Below are 20,365 nucleotides of genomic sequence, written 5' to 3' on the forward strand. Positions count from 1 at the left end.
AATTGAAGCTCTAACTCCTTTCTCCTGACACCTAACTCCTAATACCTTAAATCTCAAAAATCATAGCCCAATGAAACGTGAATACGAGGTTTGAGTGTTGCACCTGAATCAATGCCCCAGGCATAATCACCGCGCAAGAAATAACCAAACAAATTTATCCGCACGCCGGCGCCATACCCCATGACAAAAGGATCCCGAAAGTATTGAACCTCTGCATGCAGAATTGGAGGACGATCGATCTCAACAAAATTGATGGGATTATTGGGATCATACGGATCCCGGCCTTCCCAGGCCATGCCGACATCAAAAAACCCCACCAATTGAAAATCCCGTAAAATCCGGGAACGTACATTCTTTCCGAACAAATACTGGAACGGCGGTATGCGCATTTCGATGTTGGACAACAAGTGGTTATTTCCACTTCGCACATTACTTTGAAAGCCCCTCAGATTGGGTGCAACGGTCTGATAGGCATAGGTGTACCGGTAATTGTTCCGGCCTTCTTCATTGAACTGGGGAATGATCTCATTATCGGCTCCGCCCAGGTAATAAAGGATTTTTTCACTCCCTATGCTGAAACCAGCCCCCACGCGCAACGCCAGAATGCTATGTTTCAATACTGGCAAGTAGTGTCGGGCATCCACGCCAAAAGCCGTCAGATACCCCGCTCCAAAGTCAAGTTTAAAATCTTCAATCAACTGAAGTTCTATTTTTTTCATGACTTCGCCATATATTTTGGCCCGGGTTCCATTACGTATGTTTGGATTGTAAATAAAAGAGTTATCAAATACGTATTCTAACTTCAATCCAATTCGCTGAGAAACATCCGGTGCCATATTGAGTTCATCCAGCGTGGTCGGTTTTACCGTATTTCTATCCTGACGCAGTGTAAATTTCGCTCTCAGGCTATTGAAAAAATCAAGGGGATAACTCACGCCAGCCTGTCCGAGCAGGACTTCGTACTTATTTCCACCTTGCAATCCAGTGGGGGTCGGGAAACGTTCGGTCTGGACCTTTCGGTACAAGCTCAGGCTTTTGTCCAGCCGATGCTTCTTGTCCCGGTATATGGCATAGTATTCGGCGCCTTTGAAATTGGGTGGAAACCGAATCCCGCCTTCAAATTCGTAATCTTCAAATAAATCCTTAACCACCACTTTTCCTAATAAACCGGTCGGCGCTCTTCGGTAAGTCCCACCTTCAGCCGCATAGCTGTCCAGTCCGTCGAACAGAATCTCATTGCTTACATCAAAGGAGCTCTCATAAACGGAAAATTGCCATCGATACGGAACAATTTTAGTTCGCGCAATGTCCATAAAAGCACTGCTCGATGTTTTCTTACCCTGGCCATTATCAAAGGATAAATTGGTAAAAATCTCAGTTTTAGATCGAAATAAACTATCCAGATAGGCATTGGTAAAGGTATTGGGATACGACGTCTGAAAAGTCTGGGTGGTATCCAGTTCAGCCAGTGAAATGCTATCGGTTCTTTTTCGGCTTTCCATTTTCCGTTCCAGGTACTGGTAGTAGGCTATGGGTTGGATGGTATCCTTCCTGGAGAGCATGGGATCTTCAAACGTGATATACTTACTGTCTGAATCCTGAAGAGTAAACAACGCCCGCTCTCCATTTTCAGATACGACCACCGATTGGATATGACTGGGCACGTTGGACTGAAAATGCACCTGAGAAATCCGTGTTTTATACCCGGGCATCACCTGAAGCAACCCCGGATCAACGCTATCCACTTCGGCCTTGGGTACGCTGAAGTAATCCGTGAGAAAACGGCGGACGTACAATGTATCATCCGGTACGATCTCATACGAAATCGAGGCCAGATTAGTAATCCCGGTTTCCTGAGATAAAAAATAAACCTTGTCATCCGTAGTTTTTATAAGCCGTTGCTCCACATTGGGAATCTGACTCACCGGAAATAAATTCAGGGGATGATCTAAATCCATCATCCACAAATCCGCCGTATGTATATTGGTCAGACTATCCGATTGCCAGTTCGTCCAGGAGGACCGATCCCTGTTGGACTGAAAACTCACAAAGGTGCCCAACGTGTTCCGTACAATCTCTGGGTACATATCGGCAAAGTAGTCATTCATAAATCGGTCTGACTGCCTTGTTCGAAGATCGTACCGATACAAATCGATGTTTCCCATACTTTGGGCTGAGAGAACAATATACCGGTCATCGATGATATCAAACCCATATATTCGTTCAAACCGATTGGGAAAAAGCTGTTCGAAAACTTCACCGCTTTCTGTGTTAATAATCCGGATGTACAAGTCATCCCTTCGTTCATAAACCATCGCAATGTCCCGGTCGTTCACCCAGCGGATAAACGGATACTCCTCATCCACCGGCAAAAAGGGATTGCGGGTACCGTACTTAAAAACCCGATCTTTGGTTCCATCTGCGAGATCCCGGAGATATACCCGGTACCGGCCTTCAAAATTGATGGCATACGCGATCCGGTTGCCGTCCGGACTATATTCACCATGCGTTACCTTGGCACGACCTCTTTTCCAGAGTTTCCATTGGTTATCGGTGTCCGATCCGGATCGTTCGACTTCTCCAGCGGCATAAATGGACTCAAAGAACCGCTGCCATTGATCAATGATCTGATCCAAATTGACGCCAAACACAAAATCAAACGCATCTTCGAGATCTCTGTTAATCTTTGTCAGATAAAGCAGATTGGGGATCACATTCTTACTGTACGTACTCGCGAGATAATACCAGAAACTGTGGCCTGCCAAAATGGGATAGTCGCGGGACATCTTTTTAAAATCTAGTTTTCCAACCTCTTGGTAATACTTCCGAAAAGCGTTGTCCTTTTCCTCATTCCATTCACTACCGGCAAAGGAGATCATCCCATCGAGGTACCATTTCGGCAATTTTTTGGCATAATTGACCTGAAGACTAACATCCAGTCCGCCCCCAAAAAACATATCCTGAATTAAAATTCCACACATCCCCTCCCGTACTTTCCGCTGCAGGTCAAGCTGATCTCCCGTGTAATGGACAAAAACTTTATTTTGATGAATAGGGACGAGACTGGACTCTTTATAAAGCAATTCGTCGGTTCCGATATTACTTTGATTTTCATCCGTGAGATCAGAAAACACTAAAATCTGGATTTTTTGATTAATCTTGTGTTCCAGTAAATCCAGTATTTCCGGATATTCTTTTTCGGCCATTTTGGCTACGATATAGCCGATGTTGCGAGACTTTCCGTACCAGTAGGTGCGTATGTTGTCACTTTCGTAGGATGACCATTGATCAAAGTCATCGTGGTACTGGACCCGGTTTTTTCCAAACTGGACACTGGACACCTGGCCGGTCAACGTACCGGTAAACAATAACAGGCATAAAATGTATAATACATTAGTCTTCAATCCAGAAATATTAAACTCAGCATAAAATACAAAAATTATTTATAGCAATTCAATAACCTATGAGCAATATCCGTATAAAAAAGTTCACATTCAACCCCTTTCAGGAAAATACCTATCTTCTATATAATGAAAAAAAGGACGCTTATATTTTTGATCCCGGATGTTCAACCGCTGAAGAAGAGAATATCTTGTTCCGTTTTATAGAGCAAAACGAGCTTCAGCCGGTAGCGTTGATCAATACGCATTGCCACATCGATCATGTATTGGGAAATAAAGCCGTAACAGATCGCTACGATGTTCCTTTCTGGGCGCCTGACGGAGAACAAGCTATGCTGCAGGCTGCTTCGGTGATGGCAGACATGTATCAGATCCCCTATTCGCCCTCCCCGGTTCCGGATCTGTGGATTGACACCAATCATTCAATCAGACTGGATGGTGAGGCGTGGGAATTGATTCTGGCACCGGGTCATTCCCCGGCCAGTATGGTTTTTTATGTACCTTCAGCAGGAATAGCGATTGCGGGCGATGTGCTTTTCCGTGATAGCATTGGCCGGACAGATTTACCGGGTGGAAACCACGAGGAGTTATTAACAAATATCCGGGAGAAGTTATATGTCCTGCCGGATGAGACGATCGTTTACCCGGGGCATGGGGAAGAAACTACCATCGGGTATGAAAAAAAGAATAATCCGTTTGTGCAGGGGTAAATGAATTTTCTAAAAGCCAGTTGCGCCCCTTTTGAACGTGGCAATCACTCCTTTTATATTATAACCAAACATCTGAGGCGACTCCGACAAACACCGCTCTCATTCTTGACTTAGCACATTTTACTCTACATTTTGATTCACCGCTTCCAAAGAAGCCGGATTCCATCCCCCTCCCAACGCTTTGTACAAAGACACGATGGCTGACATCCTTCTGAGCCGGGTATCGACCATGCCTAGCTCTGTGGCAAATACCTGATCCCGGGCACGCAACACCTCCAGATAATTTGCCAATCCATTATTGAGCAATTCGCCGGAAAAGTCCACCGCTTTATTCAAGGCTTCGATTTGCAATTGTTGGTAGGTCACTTTTTCCTGTGCCTTTTCTGCCGTCACCAGGGCATCTACGACCTCTTGTACAGCTCCCAGCCAGGCATTCTCATATTGCAAGACCGACTGTTCGTACCGCAATTTCGACACCTCCAACTGGGTTTTATTCTGCCGTCGGTCAAAGATTGGCTGGGTCAATCCTGCGGCCAGGTTTGCAAAAAGTGAACCGGGATTTAGGAAATCACCGATATTCACGCTCTCCAACCCTGCTGCAGCGTTGAGCCGCAATGCCGGGTAAAAATACGTTTTTGCTACATTGATATCCTCAAAATCAGCCCGGATCTGATATTCCAGTTGACGTAAATCCGGACGATTCACCAGCAACTCTGCCGGCAACCCTGTACCAAAATAATCGGGCATTTCAATACTATTCCACGTTTGCCTTGAGATGGGCTGATACGGCCGGGCCAATAAGGTATTTAGTGTGTTTTCAAGAAGAAAAATATTTTGTTCGATATCCACCAATGTTGCTTCTGCAAAGTGAAGCTGGGCTGTGTTCTGCTGTACAGCGACTTCTGTTACATTGCCGGCTTCCTTGATAGATTGAATGGTCTCTACACTGGAACGCCAATTGTCAATGGTTCGTTCTGCAATGGCTTTCCGTTCATCCAAGGCGACCAGTTGATAATATATTGAAGCAATCTGTCCTATCAATTCGGTTTGGACCGCTTTCAGGCCGGCATGGGCCGCTTGATAATCGGCAAATGCAGCTCGTTCCTGACTCCGCAGTTTTCCCCAGATGTCTGCCTCCCAGGCTGCATTTACCCCAAGTTGGTATCCTTGGTATCCACGATCTCCACCACTGATTCCCGCATTTTCGGATCGAATTCCGTAGGTCAGTTGAGGATTCACAGATAAGGTCGGAAAATAAGCTGCTTTACCCTGCAAGAAATAAGCTTGAGCAATAGAAATTGATTTCAAGGCAATCCCCAGGTTGTAATTCCGCTGCAGACCAGTTTGGATCAAATCCAACAATTGCGGGCTTTGAAATAACTCTTCGAGCGTCCACTCCCCCATCGTGGTGGTATCCGTCGTGACCTGATCTAACGGGAACTCCTCAATCTGAATTGATGGTTCCACGCCTGAAAACTCCTGGGTGACCTGGCAACTGATCACAATAAAAAACGGCAGAACTATCCGGACAAATTTCATATGGTTTGATTTTCGTGGTTGGTGGTGTCAGGAGACGAAGCTTCCACGGCTGCCGGCACACCGGTAATTTTTTCCTGTAACCACTGGAACATGACAAATAAAACGGGAATGACAAAAACCCCAAAAATGGTTCCGATTAACAATCCACCGGCAGCACCTGAACCGATTGATCGATTCCCCACTGCACCGACACCTGTCGAAAGTACCAAAGGCATGAGACCAAATATAAAAGCAAATGAGGTCATCAGGATGGGGCGCAACCGGACCCGGGCGCCATCCAGAGCTGCATCAAACAGTGACATCCCCTGATGCCGACGTTGACGTGCAAACTCGACGATCAAAATGGCATTTTTGGCAAGTAGTCCCAATAGCATAATCAAGGCAATCTGGAAGTATATATTATTCTCCAGACCCAAAGCCCAGGAGGTAAAATAAGCCCCCCCCACACCAACCGGCAGGGATAACAAGACCGACAAAGGCAACAAATAACTTTCATATTGGGCAGCTAAAAAGAAAAACACAAACAATATGCTCAGCCCAAATATCACTACCGCCTGACCTGCTGATGCAATTTCCTCTCGGGTCAACCCTGCAAAAGCAAAATCATAGCCTGCGGGCAACTTTTCATCTGCCAATCGTTGGATGGTTTCTACAGCATCACCGGAACTATATCCGGGTGCAGCCTGCCCGGTCACTGAAACGGCATTAAACAGGTTAAACCGATTGACGATCTGGGGGCCGTATATTCTTTTCAAGGAAACAAACTCTGTAATCGGAGTCATCTGACCCTCACTATTACGAACCTTGATTCGATCCAAATCATCCACGGTCCGCCGATCTTCGGGTAACGACTGAATATACACCCGATACTGTTTTCCGAACCGGCTAAAATCAGCCGCATAAAAACCACCAATATACCCCTGCATGGTAGAAAGGATACTATTGATGGGCACACCAGCTTCCTTGGCTTTGGGGACATTGAGTTCAATCTCATACTGAGGAAAATTGGTGCTAAATGAATTTGAAGCAAATGAAATCGAGGGTTCCTGAATCAAAGCTTGTACAAATTCGGTCGCCGTTTCGTCCAAATCTTTAAAACTACCACCTCTCCGATCCAGCAACTCAAGCTGAAAACCTTCTGCCGCCCCAAATCCGCGAACACTGGGTGGGGAAAAGAAAATAATTTGTGCATCGGGTATCGTCTGAGCCATCTTTGTCATACGTTTGATCAACCCTTCCACGGAGCTTTCTTCCTCCTTGCGTTCTTCCCAACTTTTTAACAATAAGAAACCCATGCCGTAAGATCCGCCTCCACCGGAGAAGAAACTGTTCCCGGCATACAATGTTTTGCCCTTGATCTCTTCAAAATCCTTAAGTTTTTCATTCAGCTGCTCGATGACATGAAAGGTTCGGTCATACGATGCACCCTCGGGTAGTTCTATATTCACAAAAACCACGCCCCGATCTTCCGAAGGTATAAACCCTTTAGGCATAGATCGATTGATGAGTACTGTCCCTACGACCGCTAATGCAAGGAAAACCACTGTAATCCACTTATGCCGGAGCAGGAAAGACAACGAATTTACGTACTTATCGCGCATCGCATTAAAGCCGATATTAAAATAGTAAAAAAAGCGCCTCAATGGATTTCGCTTGTGATCCTGACCCAGCTTTTGAGCATGTCGGTTCAGCGCTATAGCACAAAGAGCGGGGCTCAAAGTCAAGGCATTGACCGCCGATATGAGAATAGCTATAATTAGGGTGACCCCAAACTGTTTGTAAAAGACGCCGGCAGAGCCCTGGAAAAAAGTAACGGGTACAAAAACCGCAGACATGACCAACGTAATAGAAATAATAGCTCCTGATATTTCACTCATCGCACGATGAGTCGCTTTACGGGCATCCCGTTCACCCTCTTCCAGTTTGGCGTGAACAGCTTCTACGACCACAATGGCATCATCCACTACAATTCCTATGGCCAATAAAAGAGCAAATAAGGTCAGCAGGTTAATACTATAGCCCAACAGGTTGAGAAAAAAGAAGGTACCTATGATCGATACCGGTACAGCAATCGCCGGAATAAGCGTTGACCGAAAGTCCTGCAGAAAAATAAAGACGACCAAAAAAACCAGCAAAAAAGCTTCCAGGAGGGTGGCTACCACTTTGTCTATAGAGGCTGTCAAGAAATCATTGACGTTGAAATTGATCAGGTAATTCAATCCGGGTGGAAAATTTTGAGACAATTCCTCCAATTTGTCTTCTACTTTATATATGATCTCCTGGGCATTAGATCCGGGGGTTTGATAAACCCCAAAGTTGACCCCGGGATGATTGTTGGCAATAGCTTTCCCTGAATAAGATTGGGCTCCAAATTCGACCTCGGCTACATCACTCAACCTCAGAAGCTGACCGTCACCGATGGACTTGATCACAATATCTTCATACTCTGTTTCAGTGTTAAACCGCCCGGGATAACGCAGAATGTATTCAAAGGCATTCCCCGAGTTCTTACCCAGAGAACCAGCCGCGGCCTCGAGGCTTTGCTCATTAATTGCTCCGATCACATCCGTCGGTGTCAGATTGTAAGCAGCCAACCGTTCGGGCTGCAACCAAATCCGCATGGAATAAACGTTGCCTCCAAATGCTCGTACTTCACCAACGCCCTGGATCCGCTGAAGCTCAGGAATGATATTAATATTGATGTAGTTCTGAATAAATTTGGCGTCATAATCTTCGTTCGTAGAATAAATAGAAGTAAACATCAACGAACTGGTTTGCTGCTTTTGAGTGATGACTCCACTCTGAACCACTTCACGAGGCAACAATGCATTGGCCCGGGAAACTCTGTTTTGTACGTTCACAGCTGCGATATCCGGATCTACATTTTGTTCGAAGTACACCTGGATGGAACCTGAACCCTCGTTGCTCGCGGTCGAAGTCATATAGGTCATGCCTTCCACACCATTGATCTGTTCTTCAAGCGGAATGATCACGCTCTCCAATATGGTCTGCGCGTTGGCACCAGGAAATGATGCAGATACCCGGACTGTCGGTGGTGCAATTTCAGGATACTGGGTAACCGGCAAGGTTTGCAATCCCAGGTAACCCAGGATTAAGATAATAATTGATATTACGGTCGACAGTACCGGTCGGTCTATGAATTGTTTGAACATGTTATGATCTTATTATTTAAAAACCGGTGTAATATTGTCCATGTAGTTGGAAAAATCCTCCCGCTTAGGTATGATTTTCGAACCGTTTTGGACGTTGCCCACTCCGGCTGCTAAAATAACATCATCTTTACGTACCCCATCTGCCACCAACACCTTGTTATCCACTACCGCATAGTAATCCAGTGGCTGGGACTGCAAGGAGTCCTCACCAATTACCCGGTAGACGAATTTACGTCCCTGCATCTCATACGTCGATTGCAAGGGCACCACCAGCGCATCCTCGTAGATGGTGGGGATAGCAATCGTTCCACTGCCACCATCCCGGAGTATGTATTCGGGATTGGGGAACAAGGCTCGAAAATTGATCGTTCCGGTTCTGGGATCAATTTGCCCACTTATCGTTTGTATTTTGCCTTTGTGTGGATATGTTTTCCCGTTGGCCATGATGAATTGAACGGGTGGCATGGAATCGATTTTCTCCTGCAAGGTTTTACCTTCCAGCTCCGAAGTAAAATTCAAAAAATCTTTTTCATTCAGGGCGAAATAAACATATACTTCTTTAATATTGGAAACATATGTCAATGGTTGGGCTTCACTCCGGCCTACCAACGTCCCCTGTCGAAAAGGAATCCGACCGACGACCCCATCAACCGGGCTTTGGATACGGGTATAACCGATGTTTTCTTTCACTCCTTGAAATTGACTCTTTGCTTGAGCTACCCTTGATTTTGCGGATGCCAGATTAGCCTCTGCCGTTTTAAGTTGGACGTCACTAATAATTCCTTTTTCCACCAACGGCTTCAGCCGGTCTACCTCGACCTGTGCCGCATTAAAGCCGGCTTCTGCCACCTGTATATTTGACTCGGCAGCATTGGCATTCTGGCTTAGAGCCTGGGTTTCCAATTGAAATAAAGGCGCTCCTTTCCGAACAAACTCACCCTCGTCCACATAAATGGATTTTATATACCCATCTACCTTAGCTCGAATTCCGATATTTTCCACACCTTCAATGGTGGCCGGATATTTATTCAGGTGCTTCACATCCCGGGTTTCCAGTGCAATCACTGGATATTCCCGCACAGCAGCCTCTTGACGGGCTTTGCCTGCGGCATCCTGATCCTGACAAGACACCAATACTGATCCCGTGAGTATAACTAATGAAAGCAATACCCACTGAGAAAATGAAAAAATATTAAAAGTCATAGTATTCCGTTGTATTCATATGAATCATAGCCACAAGGCCGAAGAAGCAAGATCTTTAGATAGGTTCATAGCACTACGTCATCCCGCTCGTCCGGATGGAACTGCAAAAATAAACAGAAAGATGACAAAAGAGTTTTGAATAAAGAACGATATTATATAATTACAATAAAAGAAGTTCCATTAAACCTTTTTTAAGAAATTTCCACAATGTCACCCAAATAAAATTTCAAGGAGCTCATTTACATTGGCGACCGGACTGATTGCAATGTCATTGGGCAGTTTGTGGATGGCTTCATTGCGCGTAGAGCAAACGATCCGATCAAATTTAAGCCGGTCAGCTTCTTTGATACGCTGCTCAAAACGATGTACCGTTCTCAATTCACCGGTGAGTCCAACTTCTGCACAATAGCAGATTCTTCGGCTAAGCGCTTTGTCTTTGAACGAGCTCATCAGCGCCACAATAACTGCCAGGTCGATGGCTGGATCATTCACCCGAATTCCTCCGGCGATATTTACAAATACATCTTGTTTCCCCAATGGAAAACCACATCGTTTCTCCAGTACTGCCAGCAACATGGAAAGACGGCGAAGATCAAATCCTGTAGCTGAACGCTGTGGTGCAGCATAAACCGTGGGCGTCACCAAAGCCTGCACTTCCACCATGAATGGTCGCCCCCCTTCGATCATTACGGCGGTGGTACATCCACTGAGGTCCTGTGATGACCGGTTGGCAAACATCATAGACGGATCCTCCACAATTTCCAATCCGGATTGCTGCATTCGATACACGCCGATCTCATCAGTACTGCCAAATCGATTTTTATGCACTCGAAGCATCCGGTAGTTGTATTGCTGGTCCCCTTCAAAATACAGGACGGTGTCTACAATGTGTTCAAGGATTTTCGGTCCGGCGATCCCTCCTTCCTTATTCACATGGCCTATGATAAAAACAGCCACATGATGATCTTTTGCTAACCGCTGAAACTCCATCGTACAATGGCGCAGTTGGGCTATATTGCCAGGTTCTCCATCCAAATTCCGGTTGTACGTAGTCTGAATACTATCCAGAATAATCAGATCCGGTTCTACTTTCCGAACATGATGTTCGATTTTTCCAACTTCTACTTCACTAACCAGCCATAGTTTCTCGGATACTTTTTTCATCCGGTCCGCCCGCATCTTGATCTGTTCTGTGCTTTCTTCACCACTCACATAAAGTACTTTACCCGGAAAGTGAGTCGCCACCTGAAGCAGCAAGGTCGATTTTCCAACACCAGGTTCACCAGCCAGGAGCATCAGTCCACCTGGAACCATTCCGCCACCCAGACAACGCTCCAACTCTTTGTCTGTTAATTTCCATCGACGTCTCTTCTCGATCTCTACATCCTGGATCAGCACCGGATCATTCTCAGGTCGTGCGACCGGTGACCGCGACGGCTTATTTTTGCTCCCGCCCGGAATCTTATATTCCACCATGGTGTTCCATTCCTGGCACGAAGGACATTTCCCTTCCCATTTCGGGGATTCAAACCCACAATCCGTACATAAAAACACTTTTCGGTCTTTGGCCATATTATTATAGTTTCCGTAAAATTAAGCCAATTTAGACAAAAAGGAAAGAAGGTGAAAAATGAAAGGTGTTCAGATGTTGAGGAAAATGCACGTTATCGAATAAACTCAATTTTCAAAAAATAATTTTCTATCTTCATACTTTGAGGTGGCGTAGCTAATGAAACGACCTAGCGCAGGATTAGCTTTTCGCAGTCGGTCGGAAGGTGTATAATATCCTGACCGATCTGCTTTTATTAGTTGTAGATTGATTTTTCTTTTCACCGTATAATCAGCGGCATCAAACGCTAATTTTTTCGACAATTAATGTCAATCAGCGAGGCACACCAATAAGAAACAGCAACTATAATGAGTGATCAGCAAACCATGAAAAACAAACATCTTAAGCAACACATTGAAGCTCTGATTTTCATTGCGAATCCATCGATTACCCTACTGGAAATCATGGAATGTCTCAATGAAAAATTTAACACCACATTTGACGAACGAACAATTGCTGATTTAGTCGACCAGCTTATGGATCACTATGCTGGAGAGGATTCCAGTTTTGAGATCCTTGAGATGAATGGGGGGTTCCGCTTTATGACCAAACCAGCCTACGAAGATACGCTGACAACCTACCTGAAACAGGTTCAAAACAATAAATTGTCCAGAACAGCCATGGAAACGCTCTCCATTATTGCATACAAGCAACCAGTCACTAAGGCCGTCATTGAACAAATACGGGGTGTCAATTGTGATTACAGTATACAAAAGTTGCTGGAAAAAGACCTGGTCACCATCATGGGACGGGGAGAGACCATCGGGAAGCCCTTGCTTTATGGTACTTCCGATAAGTTTATGGATTATTTTGGTCTCAATTCCATCAAAGATCTGCCCGTTCTCAAAGATTTTGAAGATAAGAAGCAGGTCATCGGCGACAAGTCAGCAGTAGCTGGTGAGGCATTAAAAAACACAAGCGAGAATTAAACAGTGGCAATGAAAAGTACAGAAAAAAAACTGGTCAACCGGGTGGCTAAAAGCCCATTGAAAACCATCAACCTCGAGGATTATTTCCCCAAAGAGGAAATTATTGAATTTGACCTTAAGGACTATCTTTTTAAGGAACTCATCCTGAAAGAAAAAGAGTTTCGTGCAGCCATGAAGGAGATTGACTGGACTGCATTCAGCGGCCAATCCGTAGCCATCACGTGCTCGACCGACGCCATTATACCAGTGTGGGCGTTTATGTTGACCGCTGCATACCTGACGCCCTATGCATCCGAAGTGTTTTCCGGAACGGCAGAAGAATTTCTGGAAGAAAAATACAGGAATCGTCTGGATGCCATCGATTTCAGTCAGTATGAAAACGAACTGATCGTCATCAAAGGGTGCAGTAAAAAGGTAGTTCCCCGGAGTGCCTATGTCCGAATCACCAACAAATTGAGGCCTTACGCCCGGAGTATAATGTACGGAGAAGCTTGTTCTACCGTCCCAATCTATAAAAAACCCAGAAAACGCACATCATGAATATTTTCTCACGTCCCGTTCTTTACAGCCTCGGAGTTCTGACAACACTCGTTTTGGTCTATGGATACATTTCACCAATGGATGCAAACAAGGATACCGTCCAGGGGGAATCCGATGATCACATAAAAATAGTCACCACGAATCATGCCCTTCCCCAACAAATCAGAGCGGTTTATCTTTATAAAGACTTCACCTTTGCCGGTGAAAAAGTCCCGCTGGAAATTGAAGATGTTCGGGAAAGGCTTGAACGGGAACTTACGGTCAACTCCTACTATCACAGCAGCACCATACTGAACATAAAAAGAAGCCAGCGGTTCTTTCCGGTTATTGACAAGATATTAACCCAACGGAATATTCCGCTTGATTTCAAGTACGTCGCTGTTGCTGAATCCAATTTGGATAATGTAGGCTCTCCGGCCGGAGCAAAAGGATTTTGGCAGCTAATGCCGGCTGTGGCCAGGTCCTACGGTCTCATTATAAATAATGAAATTGATGAGCGGTATCATTTGGAAAAGTCAACGGTAGCTGCAACAAAACTAATCCAAAATTACAAAGATAAATTTGGTTCCTGGAGCAACGCTGCGGGAGCTTATAATATAGGAGAAGGTAACTTTAGACGGGAAAGTCGCCTCCAAAAAGAGAGCGATTACTATCACATGAATTTTGGGTCTGAAACCAATCGCTACCTATTCAGAGTACTGGCATTAAAGGAAATACTTTCTACACCGGATCGATTTGGGTTTGACATCACCACCTCAGAACGCTACCAACCCTGGACGGAAAAGTTAAAGTTAGTTCCCGTGACCAAATCAATACCCAGTCTTGCAGATTTTGCGCACCAACATAATATGTCATACCGGGAATTAAAGGTTTATAATCCCTGGTTGTTGACCAACCGGCTCACCGTGGGATCTGGTCAGTCCTTTGAGATAGCGGTGTTGAAGTAAAAGAGTTAGGACGATTCGCTTTGGTTTTTGGGACCCTGGGACTTGGGTGCACTGTCCCTATCGACCTATATACTTCGCGACTGTCGATGATGCATATCTTTATTTTACAATTTTAAATTCTCATCAATTACATGTACTCATGGGATAGAAGCATACCTACGCATTATATGCATGCAATAATAATTCTATCTATGTGATTTCATTAAGGGACCATATAATGAGTGCCGTTGGGTACTCTATATGGGTAGAAAAATTGGAGCATGCACCATTTTCGTGCCATAGGTACGATACATGAAAACCAAGTTCGATCTGATGAGGTAGCTACCACTCTCAGCCGCCGAAAAGCAGGATTAATCATACCAAGAGCTGGAGCTCTGCTTCCCAGGGTGTGGGGTGCTGTGCGTTTCGTCTCACAGACCTTCTGACGCCTCTAAACTCTATTAACCCGGTTTATTCACCACGTCAATATAGTATGTTACATGATATACAGTGCATCCATTGCTTAATTTCCAAAATTGGGCATATTACATAGCCCAATTTGGAGTGACGTATGACTTGCGGGTTAATACGACCAGAGATCACTTTCGTAGTTGAAGATTTCTTCTTTAATTTTCTTAGATTCCAGCATACGCTTTAACTGCGCTTCCCGAGAATCGCCCTGCATGGAGGGGTAGTCTGACAACCGGTAGTCTCGCACGTTCGACTCTTTGATGACGTAATAATTAAAATAGCGCATTTCCATGTAATCGTCCCAGGATAGAATGGTTGCAGAGTTGCCCGGCAAGTAGACTTTCTGCGAAGCGAAATACTTTCGTGCCTGTGGCCAGTAGATCCAAAAGAGTGGATATTCAAAGGCAAAGCTCCCTTCCTCACCGGCCTTATCTTGTATCGGACAAATTCCGAGGATCCGTACACGCATTCGTGAATGCAGTTTATCGAAGAACCATATTTCCTTTAACCGGTATTTTTGAATTGTCGTATAATCAATATCATTCCGAACAATCTGTGGTTCCCGCTCAAAAGTCTCTGGATTGGTCACAAAAACCGTATCCTGGTCAAAAAGGATATCATTCACAGCCTGGACATCCATTTCATTCTTAAAATCGTCAGAATCTCCCATATAAGGCTGTATGGCTCCACTTTGTATTCCGTCGATTAATAACTGAAAAAACGGTGCGGACGGATACATAAATGGTTGATTTATCTTCTCGCGGACATCGATCACACCCCATATATATTTGGACCAAAAAACATCTGCTTCCCGGATGTGTGGGTATTCCAATACCATACGATCCTTCATCAGGTTTTGCGGCGTCACTCCATTCACAGGCTCGATGGACGACGCTTGTTGTTGGATGATTTGGTTCGGATCGCCGCCGTCAATTGTTGATTCGGTAATGATCTCTTCCGCAATCTGGGCGTGTAAACCATACGCAGCCAGGCTAAGAAAGAGAACAAAGTATAGTCGTTTTATCGTATGCATATGATCGATTATTTAATTTTAAAACTCACGGTTCCCACATTCTTCCCGACCGGCCATCCGGGGCATTTGACCCGGACATCTTCAAAAAAGTAGCGGTCCTGAGGGCTTGCTTTACTGATCAGGTTTTGCGTATTCCCAGAATATGTTCCACCATTGTTTGCTGAAGCTACAGGATCTCCTGTTCCGGGTTTGGGAATCCGGAATAAGGTATAGGATAAGACTTGGCAACGCGCATCAAAATCAAAATTTTGAAGTTCTGCAAATAGTCCCCGTTGTGCTTTGAATTCTCCATTCCCCATACTACCTCCGTGTTGACCGGAAAGCGTAGGTATCGGATCAGGAATAATTTTCGTCCGGAAATCATAGGTGGTTGGCGCTAGTCCGCCCCCACTCAAGGTAATTTTCGCCTCGCCTTGTTGTGATACGGTGGCATTGTACTTCCCCGTTCCCGTTTTGGACAATTTGATTCCAGAACCACTGGCTGAGACCTGAAGCTCATTGGAAGAAATCCCTGCTGCCGTGATGGAGAGGGGATTGTCTACGCCCACATAGAGTACATTCATTTTGTCGGCGGAAACACTGGCCGAACGTTCGCCCACTTCGTAGGTAAATGAATTTGAATAGGTGTTCTTTTCTCCAGTCACCGGATTCGTAACGGTGACACTCGCATTGAGTTCCTTGACACCTGTAGATGATGTAGGTGCCCTGTACGAGGCTACACCATCCCGCACCGGCACGGTCGATCCGTTCACTGCAATATCAATTTTGGTATTGGAACTACTGCTGGCCGATGTACTCAGAAAAAAGTCTGCTTCGAAAGGCTCTCCTTTGATCACGTACCCTTTTTTGGCTTGCATCACCACTTGATAATTATCGAAAACGATGTCTTCACCGCCCACTTTACTCATCAGGTAATTCAGGACCGTCGACTCCGCGCTTTTTACATCATTTTTGATTTTCTCAAAAATTGGCATCGTGGCCAACAAAGGCATATGTGCAAAGTTGAACTCGGCCCAGCTTTTCTTGTCAGATTCTTTCCAGGACTCATCGACTTCTATATTAATCTCCTTGGCCATCCGTTCCTGGTCTTCGGGATCAATGTATTGCAGAAATTGCTCCTCCAGCCCTTTCATTCGTTCTTCCAGTTCATCCCCGTTGTCTTCATGAACCAGGTAGAACGTGGTAATATCTTTATCCTTATACCCTTTAGGCGTACCGTCTTCGAGATAGCCGCCAGTCTCATCAATCATATAATTCACGAGTCCATCGACGTAATCCGAAAAATCGCTCGACAGTTCTTGTACCGGTTTGGTCCGTTCGGCATATTTAGCCAACTCATCTTTTTTTCGGGCCAGCTTTGCAATCTCGGGCGGCAGATGTGAATTATTTTCGTCCAACACGGTGTTGGACTTTTTCAAACCTTTTTCCACGACTTTAAAAGCATTGAATATTTCCGCAGAAACATTGAGGGCCAGCAAAGCAGTCAACACCAAATACATGATATTGATCATTAACTGCCGTGGTTCCTTAGGTATCGACATGTGTGCTTATTTTATTCTTAATTATTTGACTTCTCTTCTTACTTGGAGTTCATCGCATTGAGCATATTACCGTATACGGTATTCAAAGAACCCAACTTTTGATTGAGCACAGCCATATTTTCCTTATACTGCTTGGCATCTTCTACGCTTCCTTCCAATTGACCCATGGCGGTGTTCAACTTCGCATAGAAGTTGTTCATGGTCTTCAACTGTTCACCGGTCTGCGAAAAGTCCACCTCTTGCAAAGCCTTCAGAGACTGCATGCTTTTGGACATGTTCCGCAATTCACCCAGCATCCCATCCAGATGTTTTTCAACAAATTCGGAATCCAGGCTTTTACCATTGACCGCTGGTTGTTCGACCACGGCCCCATTCGTTAAGGGTGCAATATTGGAATTTGCCCGATCGAGCCCCGGGTAAAGGTTTTCCCAATAATAATCTTTCTCCGGTGGCAACACCCCAAGAAAAAGGAAGATAATAGCTTCTGTGACGAGTCCCACCGTAATGGCTGTACCACCCCAAGGATAGGAATTAATTTTTCCAAGTGCTCCAAGCATTACCAGGGATGCTCCGATCCCGATGATGAAGTTTTTTAAGTACTTAAACCAGGTTTTCTTATAAAATGTCATGATTTTACACAAGTTAATTGATCAAATAATAATATTACCGTAGTATGAACGCAGGTTGTTCCTGGATTCGTGTATGCGATTTGTAAAAAAGATGAGGGAATCCTTCAAAAGATTCATCACTTCTTATTGGGGGTTACTTAAAATGGTGCGTAAAATGATTAGTACTGATCATTTAATGACCGACCTTGAAACGTCAAGGCACATCTAAACCCGATGTACGATGTCGTCGTATCCTGGTACTGCCAATCCCGTACGCCCGTCCGTAAAAAATATCCGACGTCTTTCCAGGACCCACCACGAATCACCTTTCTTTTGAAAGCATCGGGATCTGTATCCTCAGCGTCGTATTTAAAGTCAGGATTCAGATCATGAAGAAAAGCATAACTGTTCTCATGATACGCTGAACTTGTCCATTCCGACACGTTTCCAGCCATATTATACAGACCGAAATCGTTCGGATCATATTTATCGACTTCGACCGTCCACTGTCCGCCATCTTCCGGATAGTTACCACGTCCAGGTTTGAAGTTGGCCAATAAGCATCCCTTCGCGTTCCGGAGGCTGTAAGCTCCCCAGGGATAAGGCACTAATTCATGTCCTCCCCGGGCAGCGTATTCCCATTCCGCTTCCGTGGGTAGACGGAAACCATCGCTACCAAGTTGTTCTTCTTTGTTTTTATTCCAGATCGAAGTTCGCCAATCACAAAATGCCTGCGCCTGATGCCAGTTGACCCCCACGACCGGGTAATTATCATAAGCCACATGTGAGAAATAATTCCGGGACATTGGTTCATTAAAGGAATAGGCAAAATCCCGTATCCACGCTAATGTATCCGGATACACATTGATCTGAAATTTTTCTATAAAATCACTCCGAGGCGATTTTCCCCGATCCATTGCAGCTTCTTTGAGATTGTATCGCTCCCACTGGTAGTTTAATTTTCGAACATCGAGTTCTCGTTTGCCATTGACCTGATCATTCCCCTGGTAAAACAATTCATCCAGCGCTTCGTCTGAATAATCCAACTCAAACTCCCAGTCAATCTTTTCATTCCCATAATCATCGGTGTATACATCCCCCATAATCACGTGGGCTATACTATCTTTGACCCAGTTTACAAACTGGCGGTATTCGTTATTGGAAATCTCCGTGTCATCCATGTAGAATCCCTGAATCGAAATCGCCCGAGGCCGAGCGGTATAACTATAACTAATATCCTGATCACTGGGTCCCATGGTAAACCGGCCGGAAGGGATATAAACCATCCCGTAGGGATTGATATCATTTTTCCACTGCGGTCTGTTCTGCACGCCAACCAAATCACCCGTATTCGTATTGCGACCACACGAGGTCAAAAACAGCAGAGCCAATCCAAAAAGCACTACCCCCGACATGTTCTCCCGAAGCCTGGCAATCCTACCGCCCGGGTTGGACCAGTCATGAGATAACCCGTTTTTAGATCCGGGAACATGTTGTATGTTATACCGGGTAGAAAATAGTAAGCTGTAAAATCGTTTTATCATTCCTGTGATATATTTTTTCATTAGTTCCTGCAAATATAATTCCACTTCTGACATATCGAAACTTCACATCGAGTTTAAATACTCAAAACTTCTTCTTAACGCAACCACATCGCACTTTATTTTCAGGCTTTTTTTAATATTCAGATATTTTATTCAATGAATCTGGGATTGTAGATCACTTTTTCTCTTTTTACTTTGAACAAGGGGTCTTGGAGTACGTAGCGCAAACTTATTTCATGGCTGTTATCATGTACCTTTCTTAAGGCAGAAAGTCCCAGATCAAACGAATAATACACATAGGTATTCTCTGCAAACTGGTATCCCGCCTGAATAATTAACGCATCGATGGATGAACTATTGTATCCCCTAAAGTACATTCCACCCTTTAACACTCCCAAATAATCCACCCCTGCACCCACTTCCGTTTGTGTAAATCTTCCATTGGTTTTTACGATGATCGATGGAACAAGTAAATAGGCATCATTGATCGCATAAAAATAACTGCCTTGGAATACATAGCTTCTGTACTGGACACCCTCCAAGTCACTACCTGCTCCTGAAACAATGTAGGAAAATGGCGTCACATTTTGACTACTCAGTCCCAATTCAAAATAGGGCGAACTAAAATAAATTCCCACATCCAGTCGGGGTGCTATCCCCGATATTTTTTGTTCTGAAAGCAAGGGGTCATTGTGACTGATGACGCCCACACCATATTCGCCATCCGGCGCACGCCAGTCCGTTCCAAAAAAAGACTTCCGATCCATTCCGGCAGCGATCCCTACTGACAACACCCCGAAAGGTAACTCCTGGAGATAACTGTAAGTGGCCAGAAAATTTTGGCTTTTTATACGTCCTATTTGATCTGCCCAGAACTGGATACCGACTGCACTATTGATCAGATCGATCGGGGTATAAGCAGAAAGCATCTGCGTCTGAGGCTGACCATCAATACCCTGCCACTGTGATCGCAGATGTGCCGTAATCTGCGTAGCTCCTGAAACACCCCCGAAGGCCGGGTTGTACTCATACCTGTCCCAGTGCCCGGAGGACATCTGCGGAAGATTCTGGCCCTCCAGAAACATCGGCAGCAACAAATACAGCAGTATTACATAGTTCTTCAAAGCTTATATTTAAA

Annotated in this window: 14 protein-coding genes; 4 read left to right on the plus strand and 10 right to left on the minus strand. The window is 44.8% G+C overall.

The window, feature by feature from the left end; genetic code table 11:
* Positions 1–53: 53 nt before the first annotated feature.
* Positions 54–3,404 carry a hypothetical protein gene (locus tag KUV50_RS07240; RefSeq protein WP_222579436.1) on the minus strand — a complete coding sequence of 1,117 codons (3,351 nt, stop codon included), beginning with the start codon at positions 3,402–3,404 and terminating at the stop codon, positions 54–56.
* A gap of 59 nt (positions 3,405–3,463) precedes the next feature.
* On the opposite strand from KUV50_RS07240, the gene KUV50_RS07245 reads away from it, so the two are divergent.
* Positions 3,464–4,111 (plus strand): MBL fold metallo-hydrolase, encoded by a 648-nt coding sequence (locus KUV50_RS07245; RefSeq protein WP_222579437.1) that lies wholly within the window; start codon positions 3,464–3,466, stop codon positions 4,109–4,111.
* Between the two features lie 120 nt (positions 4,112–4,231).
* Here the strand turns inward: KUV50_RS07245 and KUV50_RS07250 are convergent, their stop codons facing one another.
* The 4 genes from KUV50_RS07250 to radA form a co-directional block, all read right to left on the minus strand.
* Positions 4,232–5,650, minus strand: coding sequence for a TolC family protein (locus tag KUV50_RS07250; protein ID WP_222579438.1), 1,419 nt, complete (start codon positions 5,648–5,650; stop codon positions 4,232–4,234).
* The gene (locus tag KUV50_RS07255; RefSeq protein WP_222579439.1) at positions 5,647–8,823 is read right to left on the minus strand and encodes an efflux RND transporter permease subunit; all 3,177 of its coding nucleotides are present in this window, start codon (positions 8,821–8,823) and stop codon (positions 5,647–5,649) included. The genes KUV50_RS07250 and KUV50_RS07255 overlap by 4 nt, the downstream gene beginning before the upstream one ends.
* A 12-nt stretch (positions 8,824–8,835) precedes the next feature.
* Positions 8,836–10,026 carry an efflux RND transporter periplasmic adaptor subunit gene (locus KUV50_RS07260; RefSeq protein ID WP_222579440.1) on the minus strand — a complete coding sequence of 397 codons (1,191 nt, stop codon included), beginning with the start codon at positions 10,024–10,026 and terminating at the stop codon, positions 8,836–8,838.
* Positions 10,027–10,236: 210 nt separating this feature from the next.
* Positions 10,237–11,598, minus strand: coding sequence for a DNA repair protein RadA (gene radA, locus KUV50_RS07265; protein ID WP_222579441.1), 1,362 nt, complete (start codon positions 11,596–11,598; stop codon positions 10,237–10,239).
* A gap of 345 nt (positions 11,599–11,943) precedes the next feature.
* Here radA and scpB point away from each other — a divergent pair, with 345 nt between their 5' ends.
* The 3 genes from scpB to KUV50_RS07280 are packed head-to-tail and all read left to right on the plus strand — an operon-like array spanning position 11,944 to position 14,051.
* Positions 11,944–12,564 (plus strand): SMC-Scp complex subunit ScpB, encoded by a 621-nt coding sequence (gene scpB / locus KUV50_RS07270; protein ID WP_261395035.1) that lies wholly within the window; start codon positions 11,944–11,946, stop codon positions 12,562–12,564.
* A 9-nt stretch (positions 12,565–12,573) separates the two neighbouring features.
* Positions 12,574–13,104 (plus strand): DUF2480 family protein, encoded by a 531-nt coding sequence (locus KUV50_RS07275; protein ID WP_222579442.1) that lies wholly within the window; start codon positions 12,574–12,576, stop codon positions 13,102–13,104.
* A complete protein-coding gene (locus tag KUV50_RS07280) occupies positions 13,101–14,051 on the plus strand; it encodes a lytic transglycosylase domain-containing protein (protein ID WP_222579443.1) in 951 nt (316 codons plus the stop codon). The genes KUV50_RS07275 and KUV50_RS07280 overlap by 4 nt, the downstream gene beginning before the upstream one ends.
* Before the next feature lie 562 nt (positions 14,052–14,613).
* On the opposite strand, the gene gldN is transcribed toward KUV50_RS07280, so the two are convergent.
* The 5 genes from gldN to KUV50_RS07305 all read right to left on the minus strand — a co-directional run bounded on the left by gldN (position 14,614) and on the right by KUV50_RS07305 (position 20,351).
* Positions 14,614–15,534, minus strand: a complete 921-nt coding sequence (gene gldN, locus KUV50_RS07285) for a gliding motility protein GldN (protein WP_222579444.1) — start codon at positions 15,532–15,534, stop codon at positions 14,614–14,616.
* Positions 15,535–15,542: 8 nt separating this feature from the next.
* Complete coding sequence (gene gldM / locus KUV50_RS07290) at positions 15,543–17,075, minus strand: gliding motility protein GldM (protein WP_222579445.1); 1,533 nt, start codon at positions 17,073–17,075, stop codon at positions 15,543–15,545.
* 38 nt (positions 17,076–17,113) lie between these two features.
* Complete coding sequence (locus KUV50_RS07295; protein WP_222579446.1) at positions 17,114–17,704, minus strand: GldL-related protein; 591 nt, start codon at positions 17,702–17,704, stop codon at positions 17,114–17,116.
* 158 nt (positions 17,705–17,862) lie between these two features.
* Positions 17,863–19,098, minus strand: coding sequence for an SUMF1/EgtB/PvdO family nonheme iron enzyme (locus KUV50_RS07300; protein ID WP_222579485.1), 1,236 nt, complete (start codon positions 19,096–19,098; stop codon positions 17,863–17,865).
* Positions 19,099–19,376: 278 nt separating this feature from the next.
* Entirely contained in the window at positions 19,377–20,351 is a 975-nt protein-coding gene (locus tag KUV50_RS07305; protein ID WP_222579447.1) for a PorP/SprF family type IX secretion system membrane protein, read from the minus strand.
* Positions 20,352–20,365 lie beyond the last annotated feature (14 nt).

It is taken from the genome of Membranihabitans marinus (genome assembly GCF_019802045.1).
In the GTDB taxonomy this organism is placed as follows: domain Bacteria; phylum Bacteroidota; class Bacteroidia; order Chitinophagales; family Saprospiraceae; genus Membranihabitans; species Membranihabitans marinus_A.